The sequence below is a fragment of the Paraburkholderia sp. J8-2 genome (assembly GCF_905220195.1).
GTDB lineage: Bacteria > Pseudomonadota > Gammaproteobacteria > Burkholderiales > Burkholderiaceae > Paraburkholderia.
In genome coordinates, this window is the sequence record NZ_CAJMZA010000001.1 from 101,137 (window position 1) to 126,664 (window position 25,528).

The window sequence follows — 25,528 nt, forward strand, 5'->3', positions numbered from 1 at the left end:
GCAAACGGGGCCGCTTACGCTACTCGCCGCGCTCGGTGCGCCACAAATAACCGATCGCTGCACGCGTGACGCGCGCCTCCAGCGCGTGAGCGTTGGTTTCGCCGCGCTCGCCCGCTGCGTCGACCATGCCGCGCACGATGGCGATCACGTCGTGCGCGGTGGTCTGCCGGTCGTCGATGCGTGGCGCATCGGCGAGTTCGAACGCGCCGACGAGCACCGCGTGAATGCGCTCGCTCACGCGTGCGTCGCGCTCGCCAAGCGGCAGTCGCCGCTCCTCGAAATCGAGCAGACGCGCCAGTTCCGGGCGTCGCATCTGATGCGCGACCGCCGCACGAATCAGCCTGAGCATTGCCGCCTCGCAGCTCGACGCCGCAGCGGCGGCCTCGACCTCGGCAAGGAGCGGCGCGCTCTCACGGTCGATCAAGGCGGCGGTCAGCGCGTCGCGGTTCGGAAAATATTGATAGAGCGAGCCGACACTCACACCCGCGCGCGCCGCGATGGCGTTCGTGGTGTAGCCGGCCAGGCCGGCGCTTTCGAGAATGCGCGCGGCGGCTTCGAGTATCGCGTCGACAGTGGCGGCGGAACGGCGCTGCACGGGCCGCTTGCGCGCCTCTAGTGCCGCGGCGCGGCTTTTGCCGCGTGGCGTTTGAGTCATGGCGGGGAAGGGAAAGGCCGTCGAATATGAGCAATGGCTCGTATTCTACCGATGACCGGGCATGCCCGCCCGAGATGCGTTGAAGCGGCGCGCGTGACGATACGCGTCGTCATGCATATCGTCACGCCGGTCACGCGCCGCTGACCTCCCCCCGTCTTTTCGCACGCAGATGAAACCGCGCGCCTCAAATCTGCCGGCGCATTTCCGCCGCCGGCAGCTTCATCATCTGCCGATACTTCGTGACCGTGCGGCGCGCCACCTGCACACCCTGCTTTTCGAGTTCCTGCGTGAGGATTACGTCGGAAAGCGGGTCGCGCGGATCTTCGGCGTCGATCATTTCCTTGATGAGCGCGCGCACCGCGGCCGCCGAGCAGGTGCCGCCCGTGCGTGTTTCGAGTTCTCGCGGGAAAAAGCGCTTGAACTCGAAGATGCCGCGCGGCGTGGCCATGTACTTGTTGCCCGTGGCGCGTGAGACGGTCGATTCGTGCAGGCCCAGTTCGTCGGCGACGTCGCGCAGCAGCATGGGCCGCAGCGCAATCTCGCCATACTGGAAAAACGCCTTTTGGCGCGCGACGATGCACTCGCCCACACGCAGGATCGTCTCGCAGCGCTTATGCGCGTTGCGGATCAGCCAGCGCGCTTCCTGCAGCTGTTGCGCGAGTGGCGAGCGGCTCGTCTGGTCCGAGCGCGCGAACATCTCCGCATAGAGCTTGTGGATGCGCGCGCGCGGCTCGATGGCCGGGTTCACGCTCACCACCCACTTGCCACGCACCTGGCGCACGATCACGTCGGGAACGACATAGCCGCCGTCTGCGCGACCATAGTGGTTGCCCGGCTTCGGATCGAGGCGGCGCACGAGTGCGCTCGCGGCCTGCAGCGAAGCGGCGTCGCAGCCGAGCTGGCGCTGCAGCTCGCCGTGTTCGCGGCGCGCGAGGCGCTCGAGATGCTGCGTGACGATCTGCAGCGCCAGTTCGCGATGCGGCGTGTCGGAAGGCATCGCATCGAGCTGCAACGCAAGGCATTCGGAGAGCGAACGCGCGCCGATGCCGGGGCGATCGAGCGTCTGCACCACGCGCAGCGCCACCCGCAAGCGGTCTTCGTCGAGCGTGTCAACGCCGCCCTCTTCATCGGCAAGATCGGCGAGATCCTGGCGTAGATAGCCGTCGTCGTCGAGCGCCTCGATCACGACCTGCACCGCGATACGGTCGAGGTCCTCGAGCGGCGCGAGGCGCAAGGCCTCATGCAGCTGCTCGCGCAGCGTAACCGGCACACGCACCCAGTCGGAGGCTTCGGAATCGCTGTCCTCGCCGCCGCGATAGCTCGACGTGCGCAAGGCGCCCGGTGTCGGCATCTCGGCGGTGTAGCCCGAGCCTTCGTCGCTGTAGCTGCTCTCGGCGTATGACGTCTCGCCGTATGGGGAAGCGTCCTGACCCATGCCGGCGTCGAGGCCGCCTTCGAAGCTCGATTCACCCGCGCCTTCTGTCGCCATGGCGGGGGCTTCGGCCGCGGGCGCCGCCGCGGAGCCAATGCCCGCTGCGCCATTGGCCGCTTCGGCGGCCTCGCCGGTGTCCGAGGCGGGCGGAACGTATTCGAGGAACGGATTGGTGTCGAGCGCTTCGCGCAGCTCCTGCTGGAACTCAAGCGACGACAGTTGCAGCAGCCTCACCGCCTGCTGAAGACGCGGCGTGAGCGCCAGATGCTGGCGCGCGTGTAACGCGATGGAAGGCATGGCAATCCCGTTTTGTTGAATTGAGTGACAGCCCTCTCATGCAACAGCCATGCCAGTTTTTACAACACCCTGTTTTGAAACGGGATCGACGCTTGCAACAGCGGCTAAGCGAGCCTCTTTTCCGACCCCACAGTGGAGATTTTTACAAAGGTGCGGAAAAATTGCGGCGCATGCCGGTTGGGAAAATCGTGGCCGCATGGACGAACCGTCTATCCCGCATCGAAGCCGGCTCCGGTCGCTTCCGGGGGCTTTCCAATAACAAGCAGCGCGAGCACGAACGCGGCGAGGCACGCACCTTGCGGAGGCAGGCCATGACCACAACCAGAAAGGGAGTAGCCATGAAGCGCATCCTGATCCTCAAGACCGCGGCTGGCGCCGCCTGCATGACGTTCGCACTGCTGGCCGGTGCGCAGACCACGACGAACAGCGCCGCGCCTTCGGGCAGTTCGGAATCCGTGGGCCAGCACGTTGACGACGCAACCATCACGACCAAGGTCAAGGCCGAACTGCTCGGCGCGAAGAACGTGAAGTCCGAGCACATCCACGTGAAGACGCGTAAAGGCGTGGTCTCGCTCACCGGCACGGTGCCGAGCGCCGAAGACCGCGACAACGCCAAACAGGTCGTGGAAGGCGTCTCGGGTGTGACCTCAGTGAAGAACCATCTGAAGGTCTCGGTGGCGAGCTAAGAGGTCTAACACACCCCGCCAGACCGCAACAACGAGCCAATTCCAGACCGGATCGCGCCGGCGGCCGCCACCGCCGGCGCTCCTCATGCCTGCCTCACTCCTGCTCGCGCGATTGGCTGAGCTGCGCGCGCCGTTGCTCGCCCTGGCGCGCGAGCATCCAGCCCGGATACTCGGCGGGCAATCCGCTCGCCTCACCCAGCACACCTAGCTCTTCGACACTGAGCTTCACTTTCGTCGCGGCAATGTTGTCGTCGAGTTGATCGACACGTTTCGCGCCGATGATCACCGATGTCACCACCTTCTGATGCAGCAGCCACGCGAGCGCGATTTGCGCGACCGACACGCCTTTGGCTTGCGCGATCGGCCGCATCGCGTCCACGCAGTCCCATGCGCGCTCGCGGTTCACGGGCGGAAAATCGAAGGTCGTGCGCCGGCTGCCCGCCTCGCCTTGCTGGTCGCGACCGTACTTGCCGCTCAAGAGTCCGCCCGCGAGCGGACTCCAGACCATCAGCCCGAGGCCCTCGCTTTCCAGCATCGGCACGAGTTCGCGCTCGAGATCCCGTCCCGCGATCGTGTAGTAGGCCTGCAGCGACTCGAAGCGCGCGAGCCCTTCGCGCTGCGCAATGCCGAGCGCCTTCACGATCTGCCAGGCCGCCCAGTTCGACACGCCGGCGTAGCGCACGTACCCCTGCTGCACGAGCGTATCGAGCGCGCGCACCGTCTCCTCGATGGGCGTCACGGGATCGAACGCGTGAATCTGGTAGAGGTCGATGTGATCGAGCTGCAGGCGCTTCAGGCTCGCCTTCACGCCATCCATGATGTGATAGCGCGTGGCGCCGCGCTCGTTCGGCGACGAGCCCATTTCGCCGAATACTTTCGTCGCGATCACGACCTGCTCGCGCGGGACCTTGAGGTTCTTGAGCGCCTGACCGGTGATCTGCTCGGACACGCCCTGCGAGTAGACGTCGGCGGTATCGATGAAATTGATGCCCGCATCCAGCGCGCGGCCAACGAGACGTTCGGCGTCGGATTGCTGGAGATCGCCGATCTGGTTCCAGATGCCGGCGCCGCCGCCGAAGGTCATCGTGCCGAGGCAGAGTTCCGAAACGAACAGGCCCGTGCGGCCCAGGGGGTTGTAACGCATGGTGTGACTCCGTCGTGGTTCGAGGGAAAAGCCAACGCGGCGAGGATACTGCGTTCGCGTGACGCTTGCCGAACGCCGGCCCGGACCCGACCACCTCTCTCCCGCCTCTCCCGCCTCTCCCGCTTCTCTCCCGCCAGGCAGGCGCGCACGAAAGCTGCGAGACTGACGGACGTGCAATGCTGACTTCTCCGCCGCCTGACATCCGCATGACAACGTCTTCGCCCGTATCCGATTCGCACGCGCCTGGAGCCGCCGCCAGTCACGACGGCGCAGAAAGCGACGTGCTCGCGCGCTTTCATCCGGCCGTGGCCGACTGGTTCCGGCGCAGCTTCGACGCGCCCACCGCCGCGCAACGCGCCGCCTGGCCGCTCATCGCGAGACGGCGCGCGACGCTGGTGGCCGCCCCAACGGGCTCGGGCAAGACGCTCACCGCCTTTCTCGCCGCGCTCGACGAGCTCGTGCGCGAAGGTCTCGCGAACGGCGGCGCGTTGCCCGACGCGACGCTCGTCGTCTACGTTTCGCCGCTCAAGGCGCTTTCCAACGACATCCGGCTCAATCTCGAGAGGCCGCTCGAAGGTATCGCTACGGAACTCGCGCGCCTCGGCTTGCCGCCGGTCGAAATCCGCACCGCCGTGCGCACCGGCGACACGCCGCAGCCCGAGCGCGCGGCGCTCAGAAAGCGCGCGCCGCATATTCTCGTGACGACGCCTGAGTCGCTTTACGTGCTGCTCGGCTCCGAGTCAGGCCGCCGCATGCTGGCGAGCGCGCGCAGCGTGATCGTCGACGAAATTCACGCGCTCGCGGGCAACAAGCGCGGCTGCCATCTCGCGCTGAGTCTCGAACGGCTCGACGCGTTGTGCGGCACGCGCCTGCTGCGCATCGGCCTTTCCGCCACGCAAAAGCCGATCGAAACCGTTGCGCGCTTTCTGGTGGGCATGGGCGAGGCGGCGCAAGACGCGGACGCAAGCCCGCCCGCCTGCGATATCGTTGACGTGGGCCATACGCGCAAGCGCGACCTCGCGATCGAAGTGCCGCCCGTGCCGCTCGAAGCCGTGATGGCGAACGACGTGTGGGAGCGCGTGTACGACCGCATGGCCGAACTCGTCGCCTTGCACCGCACCACGCTCGTGTTCGTCAACACGCGCCGCATGGCCGAGCGCGTAGCGCGCCATCTCACCGATCGTCTGGGTGCCGAAGCTGTGGCCGCGCACCACGGCAGCCTCGCGCGCGAGCATCGTTTTCTCGCCGAGCAGCGGTTAAAGAGCGGCGACTTGCGCGTGCTCGTGGCGACGGCGTCGCTGGAACTGGGCATCGATATCGGCGACGTCGATCTCGTGTGCCAGATCGGCTCGCCGCGCTCGATCGCGGCCTTCCTGCAGCGCGTGGGGCGCTCAGGACACCAGGTCGGCGGCGTGCCCAAGGGGCGGCTCTTCCCCACTTCGCGCGACGACCTGATCGAATGCGCGGCGCTGCTCGACAGCGTGCGGCGCGGCGAACTCGATCGCCTTGTGCCGCCGCACGCGCCGCTCGACGTGCTCGCGCAGCAAATCGTCGCGGAAGTGGCCGGCGAATCCTGGGAAGAAGACGCGCTCTATGCGCTCGTGCGCCGCGCCGCGCCGTGGGCCGCGCTCGAGCGCGCACAGTTCGACGCCGTGCTGCGCATGCTCGCCGAGGGCTACACGAGCCGTCACGGGCCGCGCGCCGCTTATCTGCATCGCGACGTGGTCAGCCACACGCTGCGCGCACGGCGCGGCGCTCGGCTCGTCGCGCTCACGTCGGGCGGCACGATCCCCGACAACGCCGACTACTCGGTGCTGCTGGAACCGCAGGGCGTGCAGATCGGCACCGTCAACGAGGACTTCGCCGTCGAAAGCCTTGCGGGCGACGTGTTCCAGCTCGGCAACGCGTCGTACCGCATTCTGCGCATCGAAGCGGGCCGCGTACGCGTGGAAGATGCCCAAGGGCAGCCGCCCAACATCCCGTTCTGGCTGGGCGAGGCGCCGGGCCGCAGCGACGAGCTTTCGTTCGCGATTTCGCGGCTGCGCAAGCAGGTGGAAGCGGCGCTGATCGATGCGGGTGCGGGTGCGGGTGCGGGTGCGGGTGCGGGTGCGGGTGCGGGTGCGGGTGCGGGTGCGGGTGTGAATGGGACTGCAATCGCCAGCGAGCATGCGGCAGGCGATGCCGCGTCGTCCGCCATAGTCGATCGCGCCACGGCTGCGCTCGCCGCATCGCTCGAGATCGACGACGCAGCGGCGCGCCAGATCGTCGAATATCTCGCGCGCGCCCGGGCGGCGCTCACGGTACTTCCCACGCAGGACACACTCGTCATGGAGCGCTTCTTCGACGAGGCGGGCGGCACCCAGCTCGTGATCCACACGCCGTTCGGCAGCCGCCTCAATCGCGCGTGGGGCCTCGCACTGCGCAAGCGTTTTTGCCGCCAGTTCAACTTCGAACTGCAGGCCGCCGCGACCGAAGACGCCATCATCCTTTCGCTCACCGGCGCGCACAGCTTCGCGCTGGACGAGGTGTGGCGCTACCTCCATTCGAATTCCGCGGAGCATCTGCTCGTGCAGGCGCTGCTCGACGCGCCGCTCTTCGGCGTGCGCTGGCGCTGGAATGCGACCACCTCGCTCGCGCTGCCGCGCCAGACCAGCGGCCGCAAGACGCCGCCGCAGATCCAGCGCATGCGCAGCGAAGACCTGCTCGCCGCCGTCTTCCCCGACCAGGTGGCGTGCGTCGAGAACATCGCGGGCGAGCGCGAAGTGCCGCGTCATCCGCTCGTGGACCAGACGCTCGACGACTGCCTGCACGATGCTATGGATACCGAAGCATGGCTCGCCCTCCTGCGCCGCATCGAGGCGAGCGAGGTGAAGCTCGTGGTGCGCGAGTTGCCCGCGCCCTCGCCGCTCGCGGCCGAGATCCTCACTGCGCGCCCGTATGCATTCCTCGACGACGCCCCGATCGAGGAGCGCCGCACGCAGGCGGTGCTCTCGCGCCGCTGGAGCGACCCCGAATCCACCGACGATCTTGGCGCGCTGGACCCCGAAGCCATTGCGAGCGTGCGCGAAGAAGCCTGGCCGCAAGTGCGCGACGCCGACGAAATGCACGACGCCCTCACGAGCCTCGGCACGCTAACTGAGAGCGAAGCGCAGCAGGCACCGCAGTGGCTCGCATGGCTCGCCGACCTGGCGGCGGCGGGCCGCGCCACGCGGCTGCCGGTCGCGGAACACGACGCGTTGTGGGTGGGCATCGAGCGGCTCGCGTGCGTGCAAGCCATTTATCCCCAGGCGCATTGCGAGCCGCCGCTCACGCCGCCGCCTGAATACGCGGATACGTGGACCGAAGACGCTGCGCTCGTCGAGATCGTGCGCGCGCGCCTGTCGGGCTTCGGGCCGCTTACGGTCGCGCAGGTCGCGCGGCCGCTCGCGCTGGAGGCGAGCGTGGCGGCGCTCGCGCTCACGCGCCTCGAAGCCGAAGGCACCGTCATGCGCGGACGCTTCACGCAGCAAGCCATGAGCGGCGGTCACGAGGAATGGTGCGAGCGCCATCTGCTTGCGCGCATCCATCGCTACACGGTGCGCAAGCTCCGGCGCGAAATCGAGCCGGTCGAGCGGCACGATTTCATGCGCTTCCTGTTCGAATGGCAACGCGTGGCGCCCGGTACGCGCGGCTCGGGCCGCGACGCGCTGGCCGCCGTGCTCGATCAGCTCGAAGGCTGGGAAGCCTCGGCGCTCGCGTGGGAAGACGAAATCCTGCCGGCGCGCATCGACGATTACACGCCCATGCTGCTCGACGAGCTATGCCGCTCGGGGCGTCTCGCCTGGGCCAGGCTGCCCGCGCGCGCGGCGTCCGCATCGACCGTGCGCAGCACGCCGGTCGTGCTGCTCGCACGTCGCGAACTCACGCGCTGGATGGCGCTCGTCGAAGCGCCCGACACTGCGGGACTGTCGGCGCGCGCGCAGCGTGTGTACGAGGCGCTGCTGCGCCACGGCGCGATGTTCTTCGACGAACTCGCCGCCGACGCGCATCTGCTCGGCGTCGAACTGGAAAACGCGCTTGGCGAACTGGTGGCGGCTGGTCTTGTGAATGCGGACAGCTTTGCGGGACTGCGCGCGCTCGTGAAACCAGCGGCGCAGCGCAGCGCGCATCACGGCAGACGTCGGCCGCGCGGCTTCGGGCCGCTCGCGGGCGGCATGGCCGACGCGGGGCGCTGGGCGACGTTGCGGCGCGTTCAGTTGGGCAGTGCGACCGATGCATCGACTGAGCCCCTGGTGGAGACGGACGATACGCAGGCGCTCGCCATGGCAGAACCGACTGCGTTGGATGCGCGCGTCGTAGCCGGTTCGCGATCGCAGGCGCTTGCGCGCGCAAGGCAAACGGGCACCAGCCCGTCACGCCGCTCACCCGCCGCACCGGAACTACTGGAGCACGTCGCCAATGTGCTGCTGCGCCGCTATGGCGTGGTCAGCTGGCATCTGCTCGGACGCGAGGCAGCGTGGCTGCCGCCCTGGCGCGACCTGCTGCGCGTGTTGCATCGCATGGAGGCGCGCGGCGAGGTGCGTGGCGGCCGCTTCGTCACCGGGATTTCGGGCGAACAGTTCGCGCTGCCTGAAGCCGTGGCGCTGCTGCGCGACGTGCGGCGGCGCGGACCGACGCAAAAAGAAGGCGACGCGCTCGTCTGCGTGAGCGCCGCCGATCCGCTCAATCTCCTCGGCACGGTGCTGCCCGGCGAGAAGGTGCCGGCGCTCGCCGGCAACCGCATCGTGTTCCGCGACGGCGTGCCGGCCGCGACCCTGATTGCTGGCCGCTTTGGCTTTCTCGGCGAGTTCGACGAGAGCACGCGCACCGAACTTCGCGCGCGCCTCGCCAGGCCTTGGTGAGGCGCGCCGGGCAGGCGCGGGCGGGATCGGCAGTTAGTTGCGTTGCACCGTCGATGCGGCAGGCTTCGCCACGTTGCGCGTGGCGTCGAAATGCCGGCGCACGCGCAGTCCGTTCGCAACGACGAGGAGACTCGCGCCCACGTCGGCGAACACGGCCATCCAGAGCGTGGCTTCGCCTGCCATCGCGAGCACGAGAAACACCGCCTTGATGCCGAGCGCGAGCGTGATGTTCTGCGTGAGCACGGCCGCGGTCTTGCGCGAAAGGCCGATGAACGCCGCGATCTTGCGCGGATCGTCGTCCATGATCGCGACGTCGGCGGTTTCGAGCGCAGTCGCGGTGCCAGCCGCGCCCATCGCAAAGCCGATGTCGGCGCGCGCGAGCGCGGGCGCATCGTTCACGCCGTCGCCGACCATCGCCGCCATGCCGTACTGTTGCGAGAGCGCGGCGATCGCGTCCTGCTTGTCCTGCGGCAGCAGATTGCCGCGCGCGTCGTCAATGCCGAGCTGATCGGCAATCGCACGCGCGGTCGACGCGTTGTCGCCGGTCAGCATGACGGGCGTCACGCCAAGCTGGCGCAAGGCCTGCACGGCCGGGGCGCTTTCTGTACGCAGTGCGTCGGCCACGGCGAACACGGCAACCGCCTCCTGCGGCGCGCACAGCACGATCGCCGTCTTGCCGGCCTGCTCGAGCGTTGCCAGTTGGACTTCAAGTTCGGGCGAGCACAAACCAAGCTCTTCCACCAGACGGTGATTGCCGAGGCTCCAGAGCGTGCCGTCGATGCGGCCCTGCACGCCGCGACCGTTTAGCACCGCGAACTGATCGACCGTGAGCAGGCGCGCATCCGGCTGACGTGCCCGCCAGCCTTCGACCACCGCACGCGCGACCGGGTGCGTGCTCGCATCGTCCAGGCTCGCAGCGATGTGCAGCGCTTCTTCGGTAGAAAGCTGAGCTTCGCCGGACGCCTCTGCGGTGACCGGCGCCCGGACCGGCGCCGCCAGCGCATCGGTCAGGACAGGCTCGCCGCGCGTGAGGGTGCCGGTCTTGTCGAGCGCGACGGCTTTGAGCAGCCGGCCGCGTTCGAGCCACACGCCGCCCTTCACGAGCATGCCGTGGCGCGCGGCGGCGGCGAGGCCGCTCACGACCGTCACCGGCGTCGAGACGACGAGCGCGCACGGGCAGGCAATCACGAGCAGCACGAGCGCCTTGTAGAGCCACGCGCTCCAGGCGCCGCCGAACACGAGCGGCCCGGCAAGTGCGATAACCACGGCGAGCACGACCACGGCCGGCGTGTAATAGCGCGCGAACTGGTCGACGAAACGCTGCGTGGGCGCGCGTTGCGCCTGCGCCTCCTGCACTGCCGCGGCGATGCGCGCGAGCGTGCTGTCCTGCGCAGCCGCGGTGACGACCGCCTCGACCACGCCATCGACGACGATACTGCCCGCGTAGAGCGCCGCGCCGGTTTCCTTGTCGACCGGCAGGCTCTCGCCCGTGATCGGCGCCTGATCGAGCGCGGCGCGGCCGACGGCCACGCGCGCGTCGAGCGGCACGCGCTGGCCGGTACGCACGCGAATGCGGCTGCCGACAGCCACGTCACCCACCGCGTACTCGCGCCATTCGCCTTGCCCGGATGCGCCGTCGCCGGCTTGCCAGACCTCGGCGGTTTCGGGCGCAAGCGCGGTGAGCGCGCGGATGGCCTGACGGGCGCGTTCGAGCGAAAGCGCCTCGATTTCCTCCGCGAGGGCGAACAGGAAAACGACCATCGCCGCTTCGGGCCATTTGCCGATCGCAACGGCGCCGATCAAGGCAAGCGACATCAGGAAGTAGATGTTGATCGTGAAATTGCGCAGCGCGATCCAGCCCTTGCGCAGCGTGGGCAAACCCGCGCAGAGGATGGAGATGACCGCGCAGGCGAGTACGAGCAGGCTGTTCTCCTTGCCGGTGCTCCAGGCGAGCACCTCAGCGCCTGCGGCTGCCACGCCGCTCACCGCCAGCAACAACTTCTGACGCAGCGCAAGGCCAAGCGACGCAGGCGGGGCAGCTTGCGCGGAAGCGGTCTCGCCGAGTTCGCGCGGCGCCATGTCGAGGGCGCGCAGCGCGGCGACGACAGGCTGCGTATCGTCGAGTTGGTGATGCACGGTCAGTTCGCGCGCGAGCAGGTCGAAGTCGAGGCGCACGACACCCGGCATCGGCTCGAGCCGGTTGCGGATCAGGCGCTCCTCGGTCGGGCAATCCATGTTTTCGATACGCCAGCGCGCGCGGCGCGTGCCTTCGGGCGCCGGGGCTGTACGGCGGGGGCTTTGTCGCGGCGCGCTGTCATGGCAGCATGCCTGGCCGTGCTGATGCGCCTCGCCGTGGTCGTGCTTGTGCTTGTGCTCTTCGCCATGGTCATGGCCGTGATCATGGTCGAGCCCTTGATCCAGGCCGTGGTCGTGCTTGTGCTCGTGGCCGCCGCACACGGCCGCCACGCCGCCATTCCCGTGAGCGCCGCCCGCAGCCCGTTCCTCATCACGCGCGCGCAGGCGCTGCGCAATGCCGGGCTGCGACAAGTAGCTCTGGTTCATAGCCGGTTTCTCCCAAAAGTGACACAATCATTGAACAGCCTGTAGCCGCTACAGGGTCAAGTCATTTGGGAGAGCCGCGACCATGCGAATTGGTGAACTGGCGCGCTGTGCGCACTGCGACGTCGAAACAGTGCGCTTTTACGAGCGCGAAGGCCTGCTGGACGAGCCCGCGCGTGAAACCAACGGATACCGCAGCTACACGGCCGTGCACGCCGCGCAACTCAACTTCATCCGCCATTGCCGGTCACTGGGCATCGGGCTCTCGGACATCCGCATGTTGCGTCGCTTTCAGGCCGACCCGAGCCAGCCGTGCGACGAAGTCAACGAGTTGATCGACAGCCAGATCGAGCGCATTCATCAGCAAATCGAATCGATGCGCGTACTCGAGCAGCAATTGCGCACGCTGCGCGAGAGCTGCCATGCTCATCAAAGCAGCAGCGCCGAGTGCGGGATCATGAAGAGTCTCGAGCAGCCCATGGACGACGAGAGCTGCTCATGCCATGGCGACGGGCATGCTACAGAAGGCGCACCGCCTGCCGACGGCGCGCCTTCTCTTCACCGCCATTAAAGACTCAAGGTGCCGCGGCGATCACTTCGGCCACCGTGGCCGTGAGCTTCTTCGCGTAAGGCACATGCAGGAACTCGTTCGGCCCGTGCGCGTTGGACTTCGGACCGAGTACGCCGCACACCATGAACTGCGACTTGGGAAACCCTGCTTGCAGCACGTTCATGAGCGGAATCGTGCCGCCCTGGCCGAGATACGCGCAGTCCGCGCCGAAATGGGTGCGAGAGGCGCCGTTGAGCGCTTCGGTAAGCCACGGGGCGAGTTCCGGCGCGCTCCAGCCGTTGGCCGCGCCCGCGTCGGGCTTGAAGGTGACCTTTGCGTTATACGGCGGATCGAGTTCGAGTAACGCCTTCAGTTCGGCCACAGCCTTGGACGCCTCGATGAGCGGAGGCAAACGCAGCGAGAGCTTGAACGCCGTGCGCGGCCGCAGCACGTTGCCAGCGTCGGCGAGTGCGGGCAGACCTGCCGCGCCCGTGACCGAAAGCGAGGGCCGCCACGTGGAATCGAGCAGCGCCTGCTGCGGGTCCGTGGTGGTAGGCAGCACGCGCCGGCCGTCCTGGCCGCACGCCCAAGGCATGGTCTTCCAGACACTTTCGCCCAGGATCTTCGCCGTAGCCTCGGCTTCGCTCAAGCGCTGCGAAGGGATCGCGCAATGGAAGCCTTTGGGCAGCAACGTGCCGCTCGCGGCATCTTCGAGACGCTCGAAGAGTTGCCGCATCACGCGGAAGCTGGAAGGCGCAATGCCGCCGTAAGAGCCCGAGTGAATGCCCTCCTCGAGCACTTCGACTTCGAGGTCGCCCGACACGAGCCCGCGCAGCGACGTGGTGAGCCATAGCTGATCGTAGTTGCCCGCGCCCGAATCGAGACAAACGACGAGGCCGACATCGCCGAGCCGATCGCGCAGCGCATCGACATAGGGCAACAGGTCGTAGCTGCCCGACTCCTCGCAGGTCTCGATAAGACCCACGCAGCGCGGACGCTCCACGCCTTGCGCGTCGAGCGCGGCGAGCGCCGTGACGCTCGCGTAGATCGCGTAGCCGTCGTCAGCACCGCCGCGGCCATAGAGGCGGCCGTCTTCGAGCTTCGGTGTCCAGGGGCCGAGGTCGTTGCGCCAGCCGGCGAATTCCGGCTGTTTGTCGAGGTGGCCGTAGAGCACGACCGTCTCGCTGCTGCCCGAGCGCGTGGCGGGCGCCTCGAAGAAAATCACCGGCGTGCGACCCGGCAGGCGCACGATCTCCAGCTTCAGGCCACGCACCGGCTGCTGCTCCGCCCACTTCGCCGCCTCCTGCACGACGCGCTCGAGATAGCCGTGCTGCGCCCACTGCGGGTCGAACGCCGGGCTCTTGGCGGGCACCGCGATGTAGTCGGTCAACGCGGGCACGATCTCGTCATGCCATTTACGTTCTACGAAGGCGCGCAATTCGTCGTGGTCGAGTTGGCGGGTTGCCTCGGACGGGTCGGAGATCATGGTGTGGGTTCCCAGCAATGAAAAACCCGATGATAGACCCGAACCCCCGCCCGCCGACACCCCTTGCAACCAGTGTTGGCCATTCGGTCAAGGCATGGCGTGCGCTTAGGTCCAATCCGCGCGACAATGAGCCGTCAGATATATTCCGCCCTTTTTTCTGGAGAATGAAATATGGTGAGCCGTTCCGTCTTCGAGATCGTCGTTCTCGCAGCGGTGGTTGCGCTCTACTTTCTCCCCGCGCTGATCGCTGACAGGCGCCAGCGTCACGACCTGCTGATCCTCGCCGTCTTCAACGCCGTACTCGGCTGGACATTGCTTGGCTGGCTGCTGGCGCTCTTCTGGGCGCTTCAGCCGAATCCGCCGAAGGATCTCGGCGGGCAGACCAAGATCCGCAGCCGCCGGCTGGGTATGCTGCTCTTCTCGCGCCGGCTCGACGATCGAGTCCACGCACGCGAAACGCGCACCGCCGAGCAAAAGCGCTCGCCGCATTGAGGCTTATCCGTCCGGCCAACGTTGCAAGCCATGGCGAGCACACGCCGCCCTCGCATGGAATAATCACCGGGGATCAAGCTGCTTTGGCCGCGCGGTTTTGACCACGCGATATGAGGCTGAAGCGCAAAGGCCAGTACCCGTCGCTCGATTCACCCTGACACCTATCAGCCACACCTGACACGGAGCCCCGTCATGCCACACGCCGCCCCGCTGTTCGCCTTTGCCGCCGTCGCACTCGGCATGGCGCTCACGCCCGGACCCAACATGATCTATCTGATCTCGCGCTCGATCTGCCAGGGCCACAAGGCAGGCCTGATCTCGCTGGGCGGGGTCGCGCTCGGTTTCGTGTTCTACATGCTGTGCGCCGCATTCGGCATTACCGCGTTGCTGATGGCGGTGCCCTTTGCCTATGACGCCCTGCGCCTGGGCGGCGCGCTCTATCTGTTCTGGCTCGCATGGCAGGCACTCAAACCGGGTGGCCGCTCGCCGTTCCAGGTGCGCGAGCTGCCCGCCGACCGCCCACGCAAGCTCTTTCTGATGGGCTTCGTCACGAATCTCCTGAACCCGAAAATTGCCATTCTCTATTTGTCGCTGCTGCCGCAGTTCATCGACCCGCATCACGGCAGCGTACTCGCGCAGTCCATCGTGCTCGGCAGCGTGCAGATCGCGCTTTCGATCAGCGTGAACGCAGCCGTTGCCATGACGGCTGGAACGATTGCAACGTTTCTCGGCGACCGACCGGGCTGGCTCAAGCTTCAGCGCTGGCTCATGGGCACGGTGCTGGCCGGGCTCGCCGTGCGTATCGCCGCCGAAGGCCAGCGATAAAGCAAACGGCCGGGCGCCTCTGGCCCGGCCGCAATTTCGTACGTGTCTGGCGCGCCTGCCGCGCGTTTGCGCGCCTGCAGGTCAGCCTGGGTCTGGCGCTTCAAATCCCGCCGAGGGCCCTTCCGCCGGCCGGGCTGCGCATTTTGACGAATGCCGCGGGAATCGAGCGGGGTTCGATTTGCACCATGTCCTGGGCGAACATATCCTGGCGCAGTTCGCCATGCTCGTCGAACCACTGGCAGATCAGCCAGTGACCGCTGGCAAAGCCAACCGGACCGGCATACATGACGGTCATGCGCGGACCGCCCGATTTCAGGGTGACAACGTCGCCAATTCCGGCCATGGCAGCGAGCGGCTTTTCGGCTACGTCGATGGTCGTATCAAGCATGATGTTCCCCGTTAAAAAAGTCGCACAGAGAAAAAAACCGGTGGGTTAGCGCCCCCGGCTCCCTACCGCCCTTTCGATAATGAGTATGGGGCGGTCATTAATGAGTTTCGCAAGACTAACAACTCGAATTAATGCGTGCAAGCGATTTTCATAACACCTGCTGAAAACCCTGTTATTCGCTGCATGGCAAAACACCGCCCAATCCTGCTTCGCACAATTTACACGGAAAGCCGGCCATGTCTGGCAAAAGCTACCGGGCAGGGCTTCCCCTTCAAACAGTCATATTATTTCGCATTCGCGACTGGAAAATGCCGCGTCGCAACTGCAATAAATATGGCAAGCCAGCAACTGGATTAACGATTACGTCCAAAAAATGAACGCCCGGGTGGCACGAGTGGAAACGTTTTCTGTATCAATAAACCGTCCGTTCGATTAATCCCCCTGCTGTGCCAGCGAACCTTGGCGCTCGAGAGTGAATCCTCATGTTTTAGCCGATGGATACCGAAAATTATGCGGCTGAAATACGGCTGTCACTTAACTGGAATTGCAGTGCAGTGCAAAAAAAAGCCCCATCCGAGAAACCGGATGGGGCGGCGCGTGTGCAGTGCGCGGTCGGGCCGCGCTTATTCCGCGAACGGCAGTGTCGTCTGGCCCTCGGCGCGCATGCCGAAGACGTTGAGCGTCATCGCGACGAGCGCGTAGTAGCCAAGCAGCCCGACCAGGTTAATCGTGGTTTCGTGGCCAAAGCGCTCCACCGCGCGCGCGTACGTTGCGTCGGAAACGCGCTTCGCGTCGTACAGCTCGGTCGTGAAGGCGTGGATCAGCGCGTCATCGGGCTCGTCGAACTGCGGTGTCGCGCCCGTGCGGATTTGCTCGGCCAGCGCCTCGGGCACGCCCGCCTTCAGCGCGATGGGATAGTGGATGTACCACTCGGCCTGCGCCTGCCAGCGTGCGGCCGTGACGAGAATCGCCAGTTCCGAGAGGCGTAGCGAGAGGCCCGTCTGATAGCGGCAGAACGCACCCAGGCGTTGCGCATGCTGCGCCAGTTCCGGGCTGTGGATCCAGCCGAGGAACGGGCCGTTCAGGTTGCCGCGCGGACCGGAAAGGATCTCGTCCAGCACGGCCTTCTGCTCTGGCGATGCCTGTGCAGCGTCGAAGGCGGGAAGCCGTGAAAGCGGGTTTTGCGTCATCGATGGACTCCGTTGGAGGTCATGGCCTGCCGCGCGCGACCGCTTGCGGTCGCAGCGCTTGCGGTGGGCGTGAGCGGCGGACAGTTAGTTGCACATCAATCAGTGACGGCAAAGCTTACGCCGGGCGTGCCGCACCCGTCGTGTCGAGCGCACCATCGACCGCGGCGGCAAGCCGCTCGACGATCGTGTCGATGTTCTGTTCGGTGCAAATAAACGGCGGCGCCAGCAGCACATGATCGCCGTTGCGGCCGTCCACGGTGCCGCCCATCGGGTAGACCATCAGGCCGCGCGCGAACGCATCGCGCTTGATCGCGGCGTGCAGCTTGAGCGCCGGGTCGAAGCTCGCTTTCGTGGCGCGGTCCTTCACCAGCTCGACGCCCACGAACAGGCCGCGGCCGCGCACGTCGCCCACATACGGATGGTCTGCAAAACGCTCGCGCAATCCTGCGCGCAGTTGCTCGCCGCGGGCGAGGACATTGTCGAGCAGCTTTTCCTCGGCGATCACGCGCTGCACTTCGAGCGCCGCCGCGCATGCCGTGGCGTGGCCAAGATAGGTGTGGCCGTGCTGGAAGTAGCCGCTGCCGCCCACGATCGTTTCGTAGATCCGCTGGCTCACGAGCGTCGCGCCGATCGGCTGGTAGCCCGCGCCCAGGCCCTTCGCGATCGTCAGCAGATCCGGCGAGACGCCGTCTTCTTCGCAGGCGAACAGATGTCCGGTGCGACCCATGCCCGACATGATCTCGTCGAGGATCAGCAGCACGCCGTAGCGGTCGCACACTGCGCGGATCTTGCGGAAGTATTCGCGCACGGGCGGCACTGCGCCGGCCGTTGCACCCACCACGGTCTCCGCAACGAAGGCCGCGACCGTGTCCGGGCCAAGCTCGAGAATCTTCTGTTCGAGTTCGTCGGCAAGGCGCTGCGCGTAGGCCTCGTCGGCTTCGCCCTCGTGGCGTTCGCGGTACGCGTAGCACGGGCTCACGTGATGCGATTCGATCAGGATTGGCAGGAACGGCTCGCGGCGCCACGCATTGCCGCCGATCGCGAGCGCGCCGAGTGTGTTGCCGTGGTAGCTCTGGCGGCGCGCGATGAAGTGGCGGCGCGCAAGCTCTCCCCTTTCCACGAAGTACTGGCGCGCGAGCTTGAGCGCGGCCTCGATCGCCTCCGACCCGCCCGACACGAAGTACACATGGTCGAGCCCCTTGGGCGCGGCGGCAATGAGATGTTCGGCCAGCTGTTCCGAGGCTTCGGTCGTGAAGAACGAGGTGTGCGCGTACGGCAGTTGTTGCGCTTGCCGCTTGATCGCCTCGATCACGCGCTGGTTGCTGTGGCCCAGGCACGAGACGGCGGCGCCGCCGCTCGCGTCGATGTAGCGCTTGCCAGTGGAATCGATGATTTCGATGCCCTCGCCCGCCACCGCGACGGGTAGGGTTTGCTTCGGCATTCGATGAAACACCTTGGTCATATGCGTCCTCGATGAAGTCCGTGAATGATTAACGGGTCGCGCCGTCTGCATGGCGCGCGTTCGAATCGATAAAGACGTCGAGCACGCGCTCGCCGCCCTGCCAGACGCCGAGCGCCACGCCGCGCGGTTCGACGCGCATGCAGGCAGTGGCGAGCGTGTTTTCGTCGTCCGGGTCGTGCGGGTCGTCGCGAAAAATCGGCAGGCCAGCGCCCGCGCGGTCTTGCAGTGCCTGCACGAACGCCGCGCTGTCGGGCTGCGTGCCAAGCGCGGGCAACAACTGGGCGAGACGGACCTGGCGATCACGCGACGATTCGGTGACGATCTGCGACTCACGCTCGCAGCCCGCGTGGATCAAGTGATTCGCATGGCCCGAGGGCGTGCTCACTTCGTGCACCGAAGCGCGCTGCGCGGTGGCTTCGACGCTATACACACGCACCTCGCCCGCCTCGTCTGTCCCGCCGATCGTGTGGTGGAAGCCGCTCGCTCGCGGCGTGTCGCGCAGCAGCGCGAGCGCGTCTGCCAGCGTCGCGCAATCGAGCACGGCGCGCGCGAGGATCATGCGCGGCACACCCACGCGCGGCTCGCGAATGCGCACATTGTTGATCGCTTGAGCAAGCCCCGCACGCGTGGCCGCAAAGGTATGTCCCGGCAGCGAGCCCGGATAGTAAAAGCTCACGAAACCGGGCTTTCCTTCCGGCTCGACCTCGACCACACTGCAGCGGCCGCGCAGCCAGGGGTCGCCGTCTTCGTTGTGCGCAATGAGGCCCGCGGCAGGCGTGCGCGCTGCAAGCGTCGTGCAGCCGTCCGGCGCGTTGTGGATCAGCTCGCCGCGGCAATTCCAGAGGAACAGGTCGTCTGCGGACCAGTCCAGCGCCTGTGCCATGGCGTCGATTTCCGCGACATAGGCCGGGAAATGCTGTGTGGCTGCGGCGCGCAGTTGCTGCGCGAACGCACTGCCGCGCCAACGGCTCACCGCCTGCCAGGCGCTGCTTTGCGCCATATAGTCGGCAAAGATAGGCTTCACGTGTGCGCCGAGCTGCCGCCCGATCGCCTCGGGCGAGCCAGCCGCCCGAATGGCCGGCCCCCGGAGGGTGTTTAGTTCCTGCATCGGTTTTCTCGCTTCGCTACCGCGATGGGTCTTCGGATAGTGTGCTTTATACGCCTCAACAACATATGTTGTCAATTTAAATATAAATAACAACAAATGCGATGAAAACGGATAAAACAAGGCCGGATGCCGTTTTGCGACGGCATCCTCCTGCGGAAAAGCGAGTGTGAAAGGGTGCGGAAATGCCGGAGCGGCGCGCTCAGGGCACGTAAGCGCCGCGGGCGTTCAACGTACGCTCGACCTGCTCGAGCTGCGCGATCGCACCCGAGCCTTCGAGTGCCAGCAGATGGGCGACAAGCGACTCGGCCAGCGCCGTCGCCGCCACGAGCGAAGGGAAAAACGACGGGCTTGCGTGCGTGAAGATCAGCGCCTTGTCGGCGTTCAGCGCAATAGGCGAGACGGCGCTGTCGGTAATCGCGATCAGGCGGCTGCCTTTGGCAAGCGCGACCTCGGCGACGCGCACCGCCTCGACCGAGTATGGTGCGAAGCTGACAACAATCGTTGCGCTGTCGCGCTCGATGCCGAGCAACTGCATCTCCAGCGTGCCCGCCTCGCCGCCCAGCAAGGAGACGGAAGGCCGGAACAGGCGGTAACCGTAGACGAGCCCGAACGCCACCGCATAGCACGAGCGGAAACCCGCCACATGCACGTGTTTCGCGCGGCGCAATACACGCGCCGCCTCGACCATCGAGCGTGTGTTGTGCGCAGCGCTCGCCTCCAGATTGTGCTGCTGCGCCACGAGCAGGTCGCGCGCGAGACCGTCCTTGGCGCTGCCCGCCACGAGTGAGCGCGCCCGCGAGGAAAGCGGCTCCGGCCGCGTTCGCACCCGCGCGACGAAAAGGTCCCGCAGCTCGTTCCAGCCCGGAAAACCCAGTTGCTGGGAAAGCCGCACGAGCGAAGCGGGCTGCACGTTGGCGCGCTCGGCCACCTTGCGCATGGACGAGACGGCAACCTCGTCGGGGTGGTCGAGCAGAAAGGCAGCGCCGGTCTGGAACTGCGGGCTCAAGTCGGAGAAACGCGCGCGAATCAGCGCGGCGAGCTGGTCGAAACTGTCTGGCATGCGTCGCTCGGGCAGTGGGTGACAACAAATGTTACCACTCGTGTTGCCAGTTGTTGCAAGTCGGGGCAGATTGGTGAGCGGCAAAGGAATTTTGCCGAATCGGCCGCTGCTTAATTAACTCGCCGAGTAAGTCCGAAGCTCCGTCTCAGTTCGAACCAGGTCAGGGTCGTCGATGGAGACAACCGCTTCGATTGCCCGCACATAATCTTCAGGCAGGTTCGCCTCCTTTGCGCCTACCAATACATGATGCTTGTACCAGTGGTATGGCAGCAGACCCGGTTGCTTTTTCGTGGCGACGTAGGTCAGTGCATACATTCCGCCAATCGCGGTCTCCACCCGAATACTCAATGGTTCGTAGCCCTTCCCCGCTCCCTCGAATGTGTCGAGCGCCTCTCGTTCGCTACTCACCACCGAGAAAATGACACCATAGACTCTGTCACCAGCGTTTCCTGTGTGCTCACAATCGCATTTACCGGAGCCGTCCTTTTTGCTCAATTTGTCGAACGCGAGTTTGTAGCCCGTCACGAACCCCGTGGTGACCACCTTCGCTGACGGCAGCCTCGCAGCGAGGCGTCGTACCGACATATTGGAGCCGTAAGCGAAATAAGAAAATTCGTTGCTCGAGTTCATTGCTGTGATTGCCCTCGTGACAATTGCAGCTCAGCAAGAAGAACACGGTGCCCATGTAGCTCAAACCGACCCTTCTGCTTCCGAAATGAGTTCGCAGCACGGTGCAAAGATGTACACGCCAGACTCATTGGTGGCGCTTATTTAAGGCAAGCGCAACCGGGACATGAATATAACCGCCTTCCGTGTCGCCGTACGCGTACGTCTGCCCTTCGATCAGGTATCTCGCGCACAGTGCACACAGTGCGGCATCGAAGTCGTCGATAGACTTCAATCGTGAGGCGTCGATTTTCGCGCTTTCCAGTACTTTGGGTCGTTGCCAGCGCTTTTGCCTCGCGGACGTTCCCTCCTTGCCCCGGAGCGCACAGGTCACGGCATGGGGAAACGTTTCGAAGCTGACACGCCCGCCTTCGAATTTGCGAGATGTCAGCAGCGGCCAGGTGGAAGAGAAGACTTCGTAAATCTGCTCTCCGTTGAACATCCACCGGTAGAAGCGACTCGAGTTCTCATCTGCCCGCCTTCGAGTTGGCGTGGCAAAGGAAAAGATATGTTGACGCGCGAGTTCCCTTTCCGCACGCCGCCCTTCGCCTTCAACGCCCCACCGGCAAGGAGCGTCTATTCCAACGGCCTGAACGTCGTACTCAAGACACGCCTGCAGCATCTGCTGAGGCGTTTTCGCATCCGGAGGCCGGAACGCTCGACTGCCATCCAGAATGACTAGATGGCAGCCCTTTTTGTCTCCGCCCACATCGATGCCAGCGACCGTGCATGTGTTCAAGCGGTCCCCGCCACGCGTAACAAGCGTTGAACCGGGCTGTAAGCATGCTTGCAGCCCGGTGTGTCACTTAGGCTGCGGCGGCCGTGCCCGCACCTTCAGCAGCCGCCTGAGGCGCGGTAACTTCGACAGGCGCCGCCACGACGAGCTTCGGCGCTCGCACTTTTCGCGCGACGGGTGACTTCGCTGCTGCGCCGTTCCTCGCAGCAGCCTTGCGTGCCGGCGCTGCCTTCTTCGCAGATACCTTCCTGGTTGCCGTGCTCGTCTTTGCAGCAGCCTTCTTCGCTGTCGGCGCCTTGGCCGGCTTCGCAGCAGGCTCGGCCTTTTCAATCAGGAACTTCGACCGGTCCTTCGCGCCGGCGAGCCATGCCGGTGCGGTGCCACGACCAGACCACGTCGCGCCGGTTTTCGGGTCACGATATTTCGGCGGCTGCGGTCCACGCACGTAGTTACCCGCCTTAGGCGCTTTCACAGCGGCAGCCGATTTCGGTGCTGCATCGGCAACCAGGAACTTGCTTCGGTCCTTTGCCTTTGCAATCCACGCGGGAGCACGACCATGGCCAGTCCACGTCGCGCCAGTTTTGGGATCGAGATACTTCGCAGCGGACGAACCCTGCTTCGCCGTAACCGCTTTTCCCGGTTTGCGGCCGCGACGCTTGCCGACGAATGCCTCAATTTCGGCAAGCGTCACGGCATGCTTGTCCATCAAACCGCGAATCTTTTCGAGTACTGCCGTCGATTTCGTTGTCGCCAACGATTCTGCCTGAGCCTGCAACTTTGCGATTCGTGCCTGAATTGATTGGAGTGTGGCCATTCGTGGTTTTTCCTTTGATGAGATAGTTTTTCCCACTATGCCACATCGGACGACGAATACAACATTTGGTACCGAATTACTTTGCGTTCAGCAGTGAGAAACATTACTGTCTATTTCTGACCCGCTCGCAACGCCGCTTCCGAATCAGGCTGGTGAGTGAATTGGGTACGACACCGACGTTTGGACAAGATATGGAAAGAGAAATATACAAGGGATATGTTTTGTGGGGCCACGCTATCGCGCAACAATCGGAGATCCTCACGCCTGAACGCTATGCGGGGAGCGGCACCGTGACCCGGGACAACAAACTCATCAACGCTTCAGGCGTTCTGGATTTGTTTAATTCTGAGGATGCTGCGCAGGAGGCAGGACTCGCATGGGCACGTGCCTGGGTGGATACCAACGGATAGCGCCAATCGTTGCGCAACGATAAAAACACACGCCTGCCCGGCGTACTTCGCCCCTCCACTTCAATCCATCCTGTTCTTACGCGTTATTCAGGATCGGCGGCGTGCGCGAATTGATCATCGAAGCCCCTTTGCGCGACACAACCAGGATTTTTTCCCACTGAAAGAAGTTAGCGGTACAGCCGGAAGCATGCGGTAGAATACTGTGCAAACATACAGTACTATGGCGCAGTGAGTGCGCGGCTTGCCGAGCTTCCGACCGTGAACTTCGACTGGGAAAACAGATGAACAATCGTGCGGGCACTGCGTTCCGGCGCAAACACTCAAGGACCGCCCGGACAATTCCACAGTAGTTGCAACGTGACAAGCCACCGCACACGCCGCATTGCGCATCTCGACATGGACGCTTTTTATGCATCCGTCGAACTGCTGCGCTACCCCGAATTGCGCGGCAAACCCGTCGTAATCGGCGGCGGGCGCAATGCGGCACCAGAAGTCCTGCCCGACGGCACGCGCCGCTTTGCGCGACTGCGCGACTATGTGGGCCGCGGCGTGGTCACGACTTCGACCTACGAAGCGCGCGCCCTCGGCGTTTTCTCCGCGATGGGCATGATGAAGGCCGCCCTACTCGCGCCCGATGCCATCCTGCTGCCTACGGACTTTGATTCGTACCGGCGCTATTCGCGCCAGTTCAAAGACGTGGTGCGCACGTTCACGGACCAGATCGAAGACCGGGGAATCGACGAGATCTACATTGACCTCACGGGCATCGAGGGCGAATCGAGCGAACTTGGAAACCGGATCAAGACGGCCGTGCACGAAGCGACCCGCCTCACTTGCTCTATCGCCATCGCACCGAACAAGCTGCTCGCAAAAATCGGCTCGGAGCTCGATAAGCCGAATGGTCTCACCATACTCACGATGGACGACCTCGAGTCGCGCATCTGGCCGCTTCCGGCAAAGAAAGTGAATGGCATCGGCCCGCGTGCAAGTGAACGCCTGGCGAGCCTCGGGATCGGAACGGTCGGTGAGTTGGCCTCGGCTGACCTCGGACTATTGCAGGAGCACTTCGGGCGCACGTACGCCGCGTGGCTGGCCAGAATCGCCCGAGGCCTCGACGATCGCGCCGTCGTGGTTTCCTCCGAGCCAAAGTCCATGAGCCGGGAAACGACGTTCGAGCGTGACATGCATGTCGTGCGCGATCGTGCGGTCCTGACGCCGGCGTTGACACGCCTTTGCGAACGGGTTACCGAGGATCTTCAGCGCAAAGGGTACCGCGGCCGAACGGTAGGCCTGAAAATCAAGTTCGCCGACTTCAAGATCGTCACTCGCGACCTCTCGCTCACCGAACCGGTGGCAGATGTCGTGGCTATCCGGCGAGCTGTCGGCGAATGCCTGAAGCGCGTGTCGCTGGATCGGAGGATCCGCCTCATCGGTGTACGCATTGGCTCTCTCGAGCGCGCCACGGGTACTGCATCCGCCGTGCCGACGCAGGGCGAGTTGCCTTTCGATTGCTGACGCTCGATCGCCGGCGTTCGATCGCTCCGAGACAGGCCTTTTTCGAACAATTCACTACGGGCAGAATTTCGGTTAGATTCTCAAAGCGTCTATTCCAGAAGACTTTCAGGCACATTTCAGCAAAGACTTCTTCGCATGAGCTCGCGCGTACCCACGGTCGACGTCTTCCGTCCATTTGAACATGGCATTGCCCACAATCATTTCAGTGTGCAGGGCGAACCGCCAGAACGTCGCTTGCTCGCCTGGCGGGATCGAGTGGGCCATCTCATTGACGTGGTGCCCTCGCTATCCGCCCTGGAGAAGCCGTTTCAGGCCTCAATTGACCGCTATGCGGTGAATAACCTTGTATTTACGGATTGCCGGTCGGACCTGCTTGTGCTCGAACGCTCTCAGGCACGGATTTCGACAGACCGGGTACGCGACTTCGTCTTCCATGTGTTTCTGGAGGGTGGCGTTGAGAACGTGGTCACGCGCACCGCGCAGCGCGACAGCACTCCTGCGCCCGCCAGCATTCTTGCGCTCGATCTGAACCAGGCGATTCGAATGCAGCGCCAGGCATGCAGGGTGGTCACGTTTTTCGTGCCGGGCGAGTTGGTGCAAAAGGTGTTTCCTGATCCGGAAGCCATCCATGGCCGTGTGCTTCACGCGTCGATGCCACTTGTGCCACTGATTACCGAACACGTTGCGGCGCTCAGTGGGAGAATCGCAAGCCTGAGCGCCGCGGAGGCGGACGGCGCCATACGCGAGGCGGCGGAACTGCTTGTCGCAGCGTTTGGACGGCAAGCGGGCCTGAACGGCGACACTCGTGCGGCAGCCCGGGCGGCGATGTTCGCTCAGGTACGGCGCTATATTCAGGCGCACCTGACTGAAAGCGACCTCTCCCCTGAAAGTGTACTCAATGCGCTTGCACTTCCTCGCCCAACCCTCTATCGCCTGTTTCAGCACGAAGGCGGCCTTGGCGCTTACATCCGAAACCTGAGGCTACGTCGCGCAGCCGATGAACTGGTCCGGTATTCGCACGTCACGGTGATCGAGATTGCCTACGGACTCGGCTTCAAAAGCGCCTCCGATTTCACACGCGCCTTCCGGCGCGCGTACGACATGGCGCCGCAGGATTTTCGGGCGCTCGCTAGCAGGCGGCTGCAGTCGCGCTGACAGGCGTCGATGCCTGTG

The 25,528-nt window shown here is 65.0% G+C and carries 21 protein-coding genes; 8 read left to right on the forward strand and 13 right to left on the reverse strand.

Translation table 11 applies throughout. The features are described from left to right. Positions 1–19: 19 nt before the first annotated feature. A complete protein-coding gene (locus tag U5A52_RS00450) occupies positions 20–655 on the reverse strand; it encodes a TetR/AcrR family transcriptional regulator (protein ID WP_321933322.1) in 636 nt (211 codons plus the stop codon). A gap of 184 nt (positions 656–839) precedes the next feature. Continuing rightward, positions 840–2,384 carry an RNA polymerase factor sigma-54 gene (locus tag U5A52_RS00455; protein ID WP_321933324.1) on the reverse strand — a complete coding sequence of 515 codons (1,545 nt, stop codon included), beginning with the start codon at positions 2,382–2,384 and terminating at the stop codon, positions 840–842. A 338-nt stretch (positions 2,385–2,722) separates the two neighbouring features. On the opposite strand from U5A52_RS00455, the gene U5A52_RS00460 reads away from it, so the two are divergent. Continuing rightward, positions 2,723–3,070: a BON domain-containing protein gene (locus U5A52_RS00460; RefSeq protein ID WP_321917870.1), complete on the forward strand. Its 348-nt coding sequence runs from the start codon at positions 2,723–2,725 to the stop codon at positions 3,068–3,070. Between the two features lie 94 nt (positions 3,071–3,164). On the opposite strand, the gene U5A52_RS00465 is transcribed toward U5A52_RS00460, so the two are convergent. Next, the gene (locus U5A52_RS00465) at positions 3,165–4,214 is read right to left on the reverse strand and encodes an aldo/keto reductase (protein WP_321933326.1); all 1,050 of its coding nucleotides are present in this window, start codon (positions 4,212–4,214) and stop codon (positions 3,165–3,167) included. A gap of 206 nt (positions 4,215–4,420) precedes the next feature. On the opposite strand from U5A52_RS00465, the gene U5A52_RS00470 reads away from it, so the two are divergent. Next, positions 4,421–9,094: a DEAD/DEAH box helicase gene (locus tag U5A52_RS00470; RefSeq protein ID WP_321933328.1), complete on the forward strand. Its 4,674-nt coding sequence runs from the start codon at positions 4,421–4,423 to the stop codon at positions 9,092–9,094. A gap of 33 nt (positions 9,095–9,127) precedes the next feature. Here the strand turns inward: U5A52_RS00470 and U5A52_RS00475 are convergent, their stop codons facing one another. Next, entirely contained in the window at positions 9,128–11,656 is a 2,529-nt protein-coding gene (locus U5A52_RS00475; protein WP_321933330.1) for a heavy metal translocating P-type ATPase, read from the reverse strand. An 82-nt stretch (positions 11,657–11,738) separates the two neighbouring features. Between U5A52_RS00475 and U5A52_RS00480 the strand changes: the two genes are divergently transcribed. Then, on the forward strand, positions 11,739–12,224 hold the full coding sequence (locus U5A52_RS00480) for a Cd(II)/Pb(II)-responsive transcriptional regulator (protein WP_321933331.1): 486 nt from the start codon (positions 11,739–11,741) through the stop codon (positions 12,222–12,224). Positions 12,225–12,228: 4 nt separating this feature from the next. On the opposite strand, the gene U5A52_RS00485 is transcribed toward U5A52_RS00480, so the two are convergent. Next, positions 12,229–13,689, reverse strand: a complete 1,461-nt coding sequence (locus U5A52_RS00485; protein WP_321933333.1) for a M20 family metallopeptidase — start codon at positions 13,687–13,689, stop codon at positions 12,229–12,231. A gap of 171 nt (positions 13,690–13,860) precedes the next feature. On the opposite strand from U5A52_RS00485, the gene U5A52_RS00490 reads away from it, so the two are divergent. Together U5A52_RS00490 and U5A52_RS00495 are read left to right on the forward strand one after the other, a co-directional pair. Next, complete coding sequence (locus U5A52_RS00490; RefSeq protein WP_321914620.1) at positions 13,861–14,181, forward strand: superinfection immunity protein; 321 nt, start codon at positions 13,861–13,863, stop codon at positions 14,179–14,181. A 192-nt stretch (positions 14,182–14,373) separates the two neighbouring features. Continuing rightward, a complete protein-coding gene (locus tag U5A52_RS00495) occupies positions 14,374–15,006 on the forward strand; it encodes a LysE family translocator (RefSeq protein WP_321914619.1) in 633 nt (210 codons plus the stop codon). A gap of 100 nt (positions 15,007–15,106) precedes the next feature. Here the strand turns inward: U5A52_RS00495 and U5A52_RS00500 are convergent, their stop codons facing one another. From U5A52_RS00500 to U5A52_RS00535, 8 genes are all read right to left on the reverse strand, one after another. Continuing rightward, positions 15,107–15,394 (reverse strand): YodC family protein, encoded by a 288-nt coding sequence (locus U5A52_RS00500; RefSeq protein ID WP_321914618.1) that lies wholly within the window; start codon positions 15,392–15,394, stop codon positions 15,107–15,109. 623 nt (positions 15,395–16,017) lie between these two features. Continuing rightward, entirely contained in the window at positions 16,018–16,584 is a 567-nt protein-coding gene (locus U5A52_RS00505) for a carboxymuconolactone decarboxylase family protein (RefSeq protein WP_321933336.1), read from the reverse strand. A gap of 115 nt (positions 16,585–16,699) precedes the next feature. Further along, on the reverse strand, positions 16,700–18,046 hold the full coding sequence (locus U5A52_RS00510) for an aspartate aminotransferase family protein (RefSeq protein ID WP_321933338.1): 1,347 nt from the start codon (positions 18,044–18,046) through the stop codon (positions 16,700–16,702). A gap of 28 nt (positions 18,047–18,074) precedes the next feature. Continuing rightward, positions 18,075–19,154, reverse strand: a complete 1,080-nt coding sequence (locus U5A52_RS00515; protein WP_321933340.1) for a C45 family peptidase — start codon at positions 19,152–19,154, stop codon at positions 18,075–18,077. Between the two features lie 199 nt (positions 19,155–19,353). Further along, complete coding sequence (locus tag U5A52_RS00520) at positions 19,354–20,214, reverse strand: MurR/RpiR family transcriptional regulator (protein WP_321933341.1); 861 nt, start codon at positions 20,212–20,214, stop codon at positions 19,354–19,356. A gap of 114 nt (positions 20,215–20,328) precedes the next feature. Beyond that, entirely contained in the window at positions 20,329–20,844 is a 516-nt protein-coding gene (locus tag U5A52_RS00525) for a gamma-glutamylcyclotransferase family protein (protein ID WP_321933343.1), read from the reverse strand. Positions 20,845–20,968: 124 nt separating this feature from the next. Next, a complete protein-coding gene (locus U5A52_RS00530; RefSeq protein WP_321933344.1) occupies positions 20,969–21,619 on the reverse strand; it encodes a DUF429 domain-containing protein in 651 nt (216 codons plus the stop codon). Positions 21,620–21,686: 67 nt separating this feature from the next. After that, positions 21,687–22,430, reverse strand: coding sequence for an H-NS family nucleoid-associated regulatory protein (locus U5A52_RS00535; protein WP_321934143.1), 744 nt, complete (start codon positions 22,428–22,430; stop codon positions 21,687–21,689). A gap of 191 nt (positions 22,431–22,621) precedes the next feature. On the opposite strand from U5A52_RS00535, the gene U5A52_RS00540 reads away from it, so the two are divergent. From U5A52_RS00540 to U5A52_RS00550, 3 genes are all read left to right on the forward strand, one after another. After that, entirely contained in the window at positions 22,622–22,840 is a 219-nt protein-coding gene (locus tag U5A52_RS00540; RefSeq protein WP_321914636.1) for a hypothetical protein, read from the forward strand. Positions 22,841–23,197: 357 nt separating this feature from the next. Then, complete coding sequence (gene dinB / locus U5A52_RS00545; RefSeq protein ID WP_321933346.1) at positions 23,198–24,355, forward strand: DNA polymerase IV; 1,158 nt, start codon at positions 23,198–23,200, stop codon at positions 24,353–24,355. Between the two features lie 135 nt (positions 24,356–24,490). After that, the gene (locus tag U5A52_RS00550) at positions 24,491–25,510 is read left to right on the forward strand and encodes an AraC family transcriptional regulator (protein WP_321933348.1); all 1,020 of its coding nucleotides are present in this window, start codon (positions 24,491–24,493) and stop codon (positions 25,508–25,510) included. Positions 25,511–25,528: the final 18 nt, after the last annotated feature.

Coding starts and splice junctions, on each gene's coding strand:
- U5A52_RS00450 (WP_321933322.1), bottom strand. CDS start 655: ATGACTCAAACGCCACGCGGCAAAAGCCGCGCCGCGGCACTAGAGGCG.
- U5A52_RS00455 (WP_321933324.1), bottom strand. CDS start 2,384: ATGCCTTCCATCGCGTTACACGCGCGCCAGCATCTGGCGCTCACGCCG.
- U5A52_RS00460 (WP_321917870.1), top strand. CDS start 2,723: ATGAAGCGCATCCTGATCCTCAAGACCGCGGCTGGCGCCGCCTGCATG.
- U5A52_RS00465 (WP_321933326.1), bottom strand. CDS start 4,214: ATGCGTTACAACCCCCTGGGCCGCACGGGCCTGTTCGTTTCGGAACTC.
- U5A52_RS00470 (WP_321933328.1), top strand. CDS start 4,421: ATGACAACGTCTTCGCCCGTATCCGATTCGCACGCGCCTGGAGCCGCC.
- U5A52_RS00475 (WP_321933330.1), bottom strand. CDS start 11,656: ATGAACCAGAGCTACTTGTCGCAGCCCGGCATTGCGCAGCGCCTGCGC.
- U5A52_RS00480 (WP_321933331.1), top strand. CDS start 11,739: ATGCGAATTGGTGAACTGGCGCGCTGTGCGCACTGCGACGTCGAAACA.
- U5A52_RS00485 (WP_321933333.1), bottom strand. CDS start 13,689: ATGATCTCCGACCCGTCCGAGGCAACCCGCCAACTCGACCACGACGAA.
- U5A52_RS00490 (WP_321914620.1), top strand. CDS start 13,861: ATGGTGAGCCGTTCCGTCTTCGAGATCGTCGTTCTCGCAGCGGTGGTT.
- U5A52_RS00495 (WP_321914619.1), top strand. CDS start 14,374: ATGCCACACGCCGCCCCGCTGTTCGCCTTTGCCGCCGTCGCACTCGGC.
- U5A52_RS00500 (WP_321914618.1), bottom strand. CDS start 15,394: ATGCTTGATACGACCATCGACGTAGCCGAAAAGCCGCTCGCTGCCATG.
- U5A52_RS00505 (WP_321933336.1), bottom strand. CDS start 16,584: ATGACGCAAAACCCGCTTTCACGGCTTCCCGCCTTCGACGCTGCACAG.
- U5A52_RS00510 (WP_321933338.1), bottom strand. CDS start 18,046: ATGACCAAGGTGTTTCATCGAATGCCGAAGCAAACCCTACCCGTCGCG.
- U5A52_RS00515 (WP_321933340.1), bottom strand. CDS start 19,154: ATGCAGGAACTAAACACCCTCCGGGGGCCGGCCATTCGGGCGGCTGGC.
- U5A52_RS00520 (WP_321933341.1), bottom strand. CDS start 20,214: ATGCCAGACAGTTTCGACCAGCTCGCCGCGCTGATTCGCGCGCGTTTC.
- U5A52_RS00525 (WP_321933343.1), bottom strand. CDS start 20,844: ATGAACTCGAGCAACGAATTTTCTTATTTCGCTTACGGCTCCAATATG.
- U5A52_RS00535 (WP_321934143.1), bottom strand. CDS start 22,430: ATGGCCACACTCCAATCAATTCAGGCACGAATCGCAAAGTTGCAGGCT.
- U5A52_RS00540 (WP_321914636.1), top strand. CDS start 22,622: ATGGAAAGAGAAATATACAAGGGATATGTTTTGTGGGGCCACGCTATC.
- U5A52_RS00550 (WP_321933348.1), top strand. CDS start 24,491: ATGAGCTCGCGCGTACCCACGGTCGACGTCTTCCGTCCATTTGAACAT.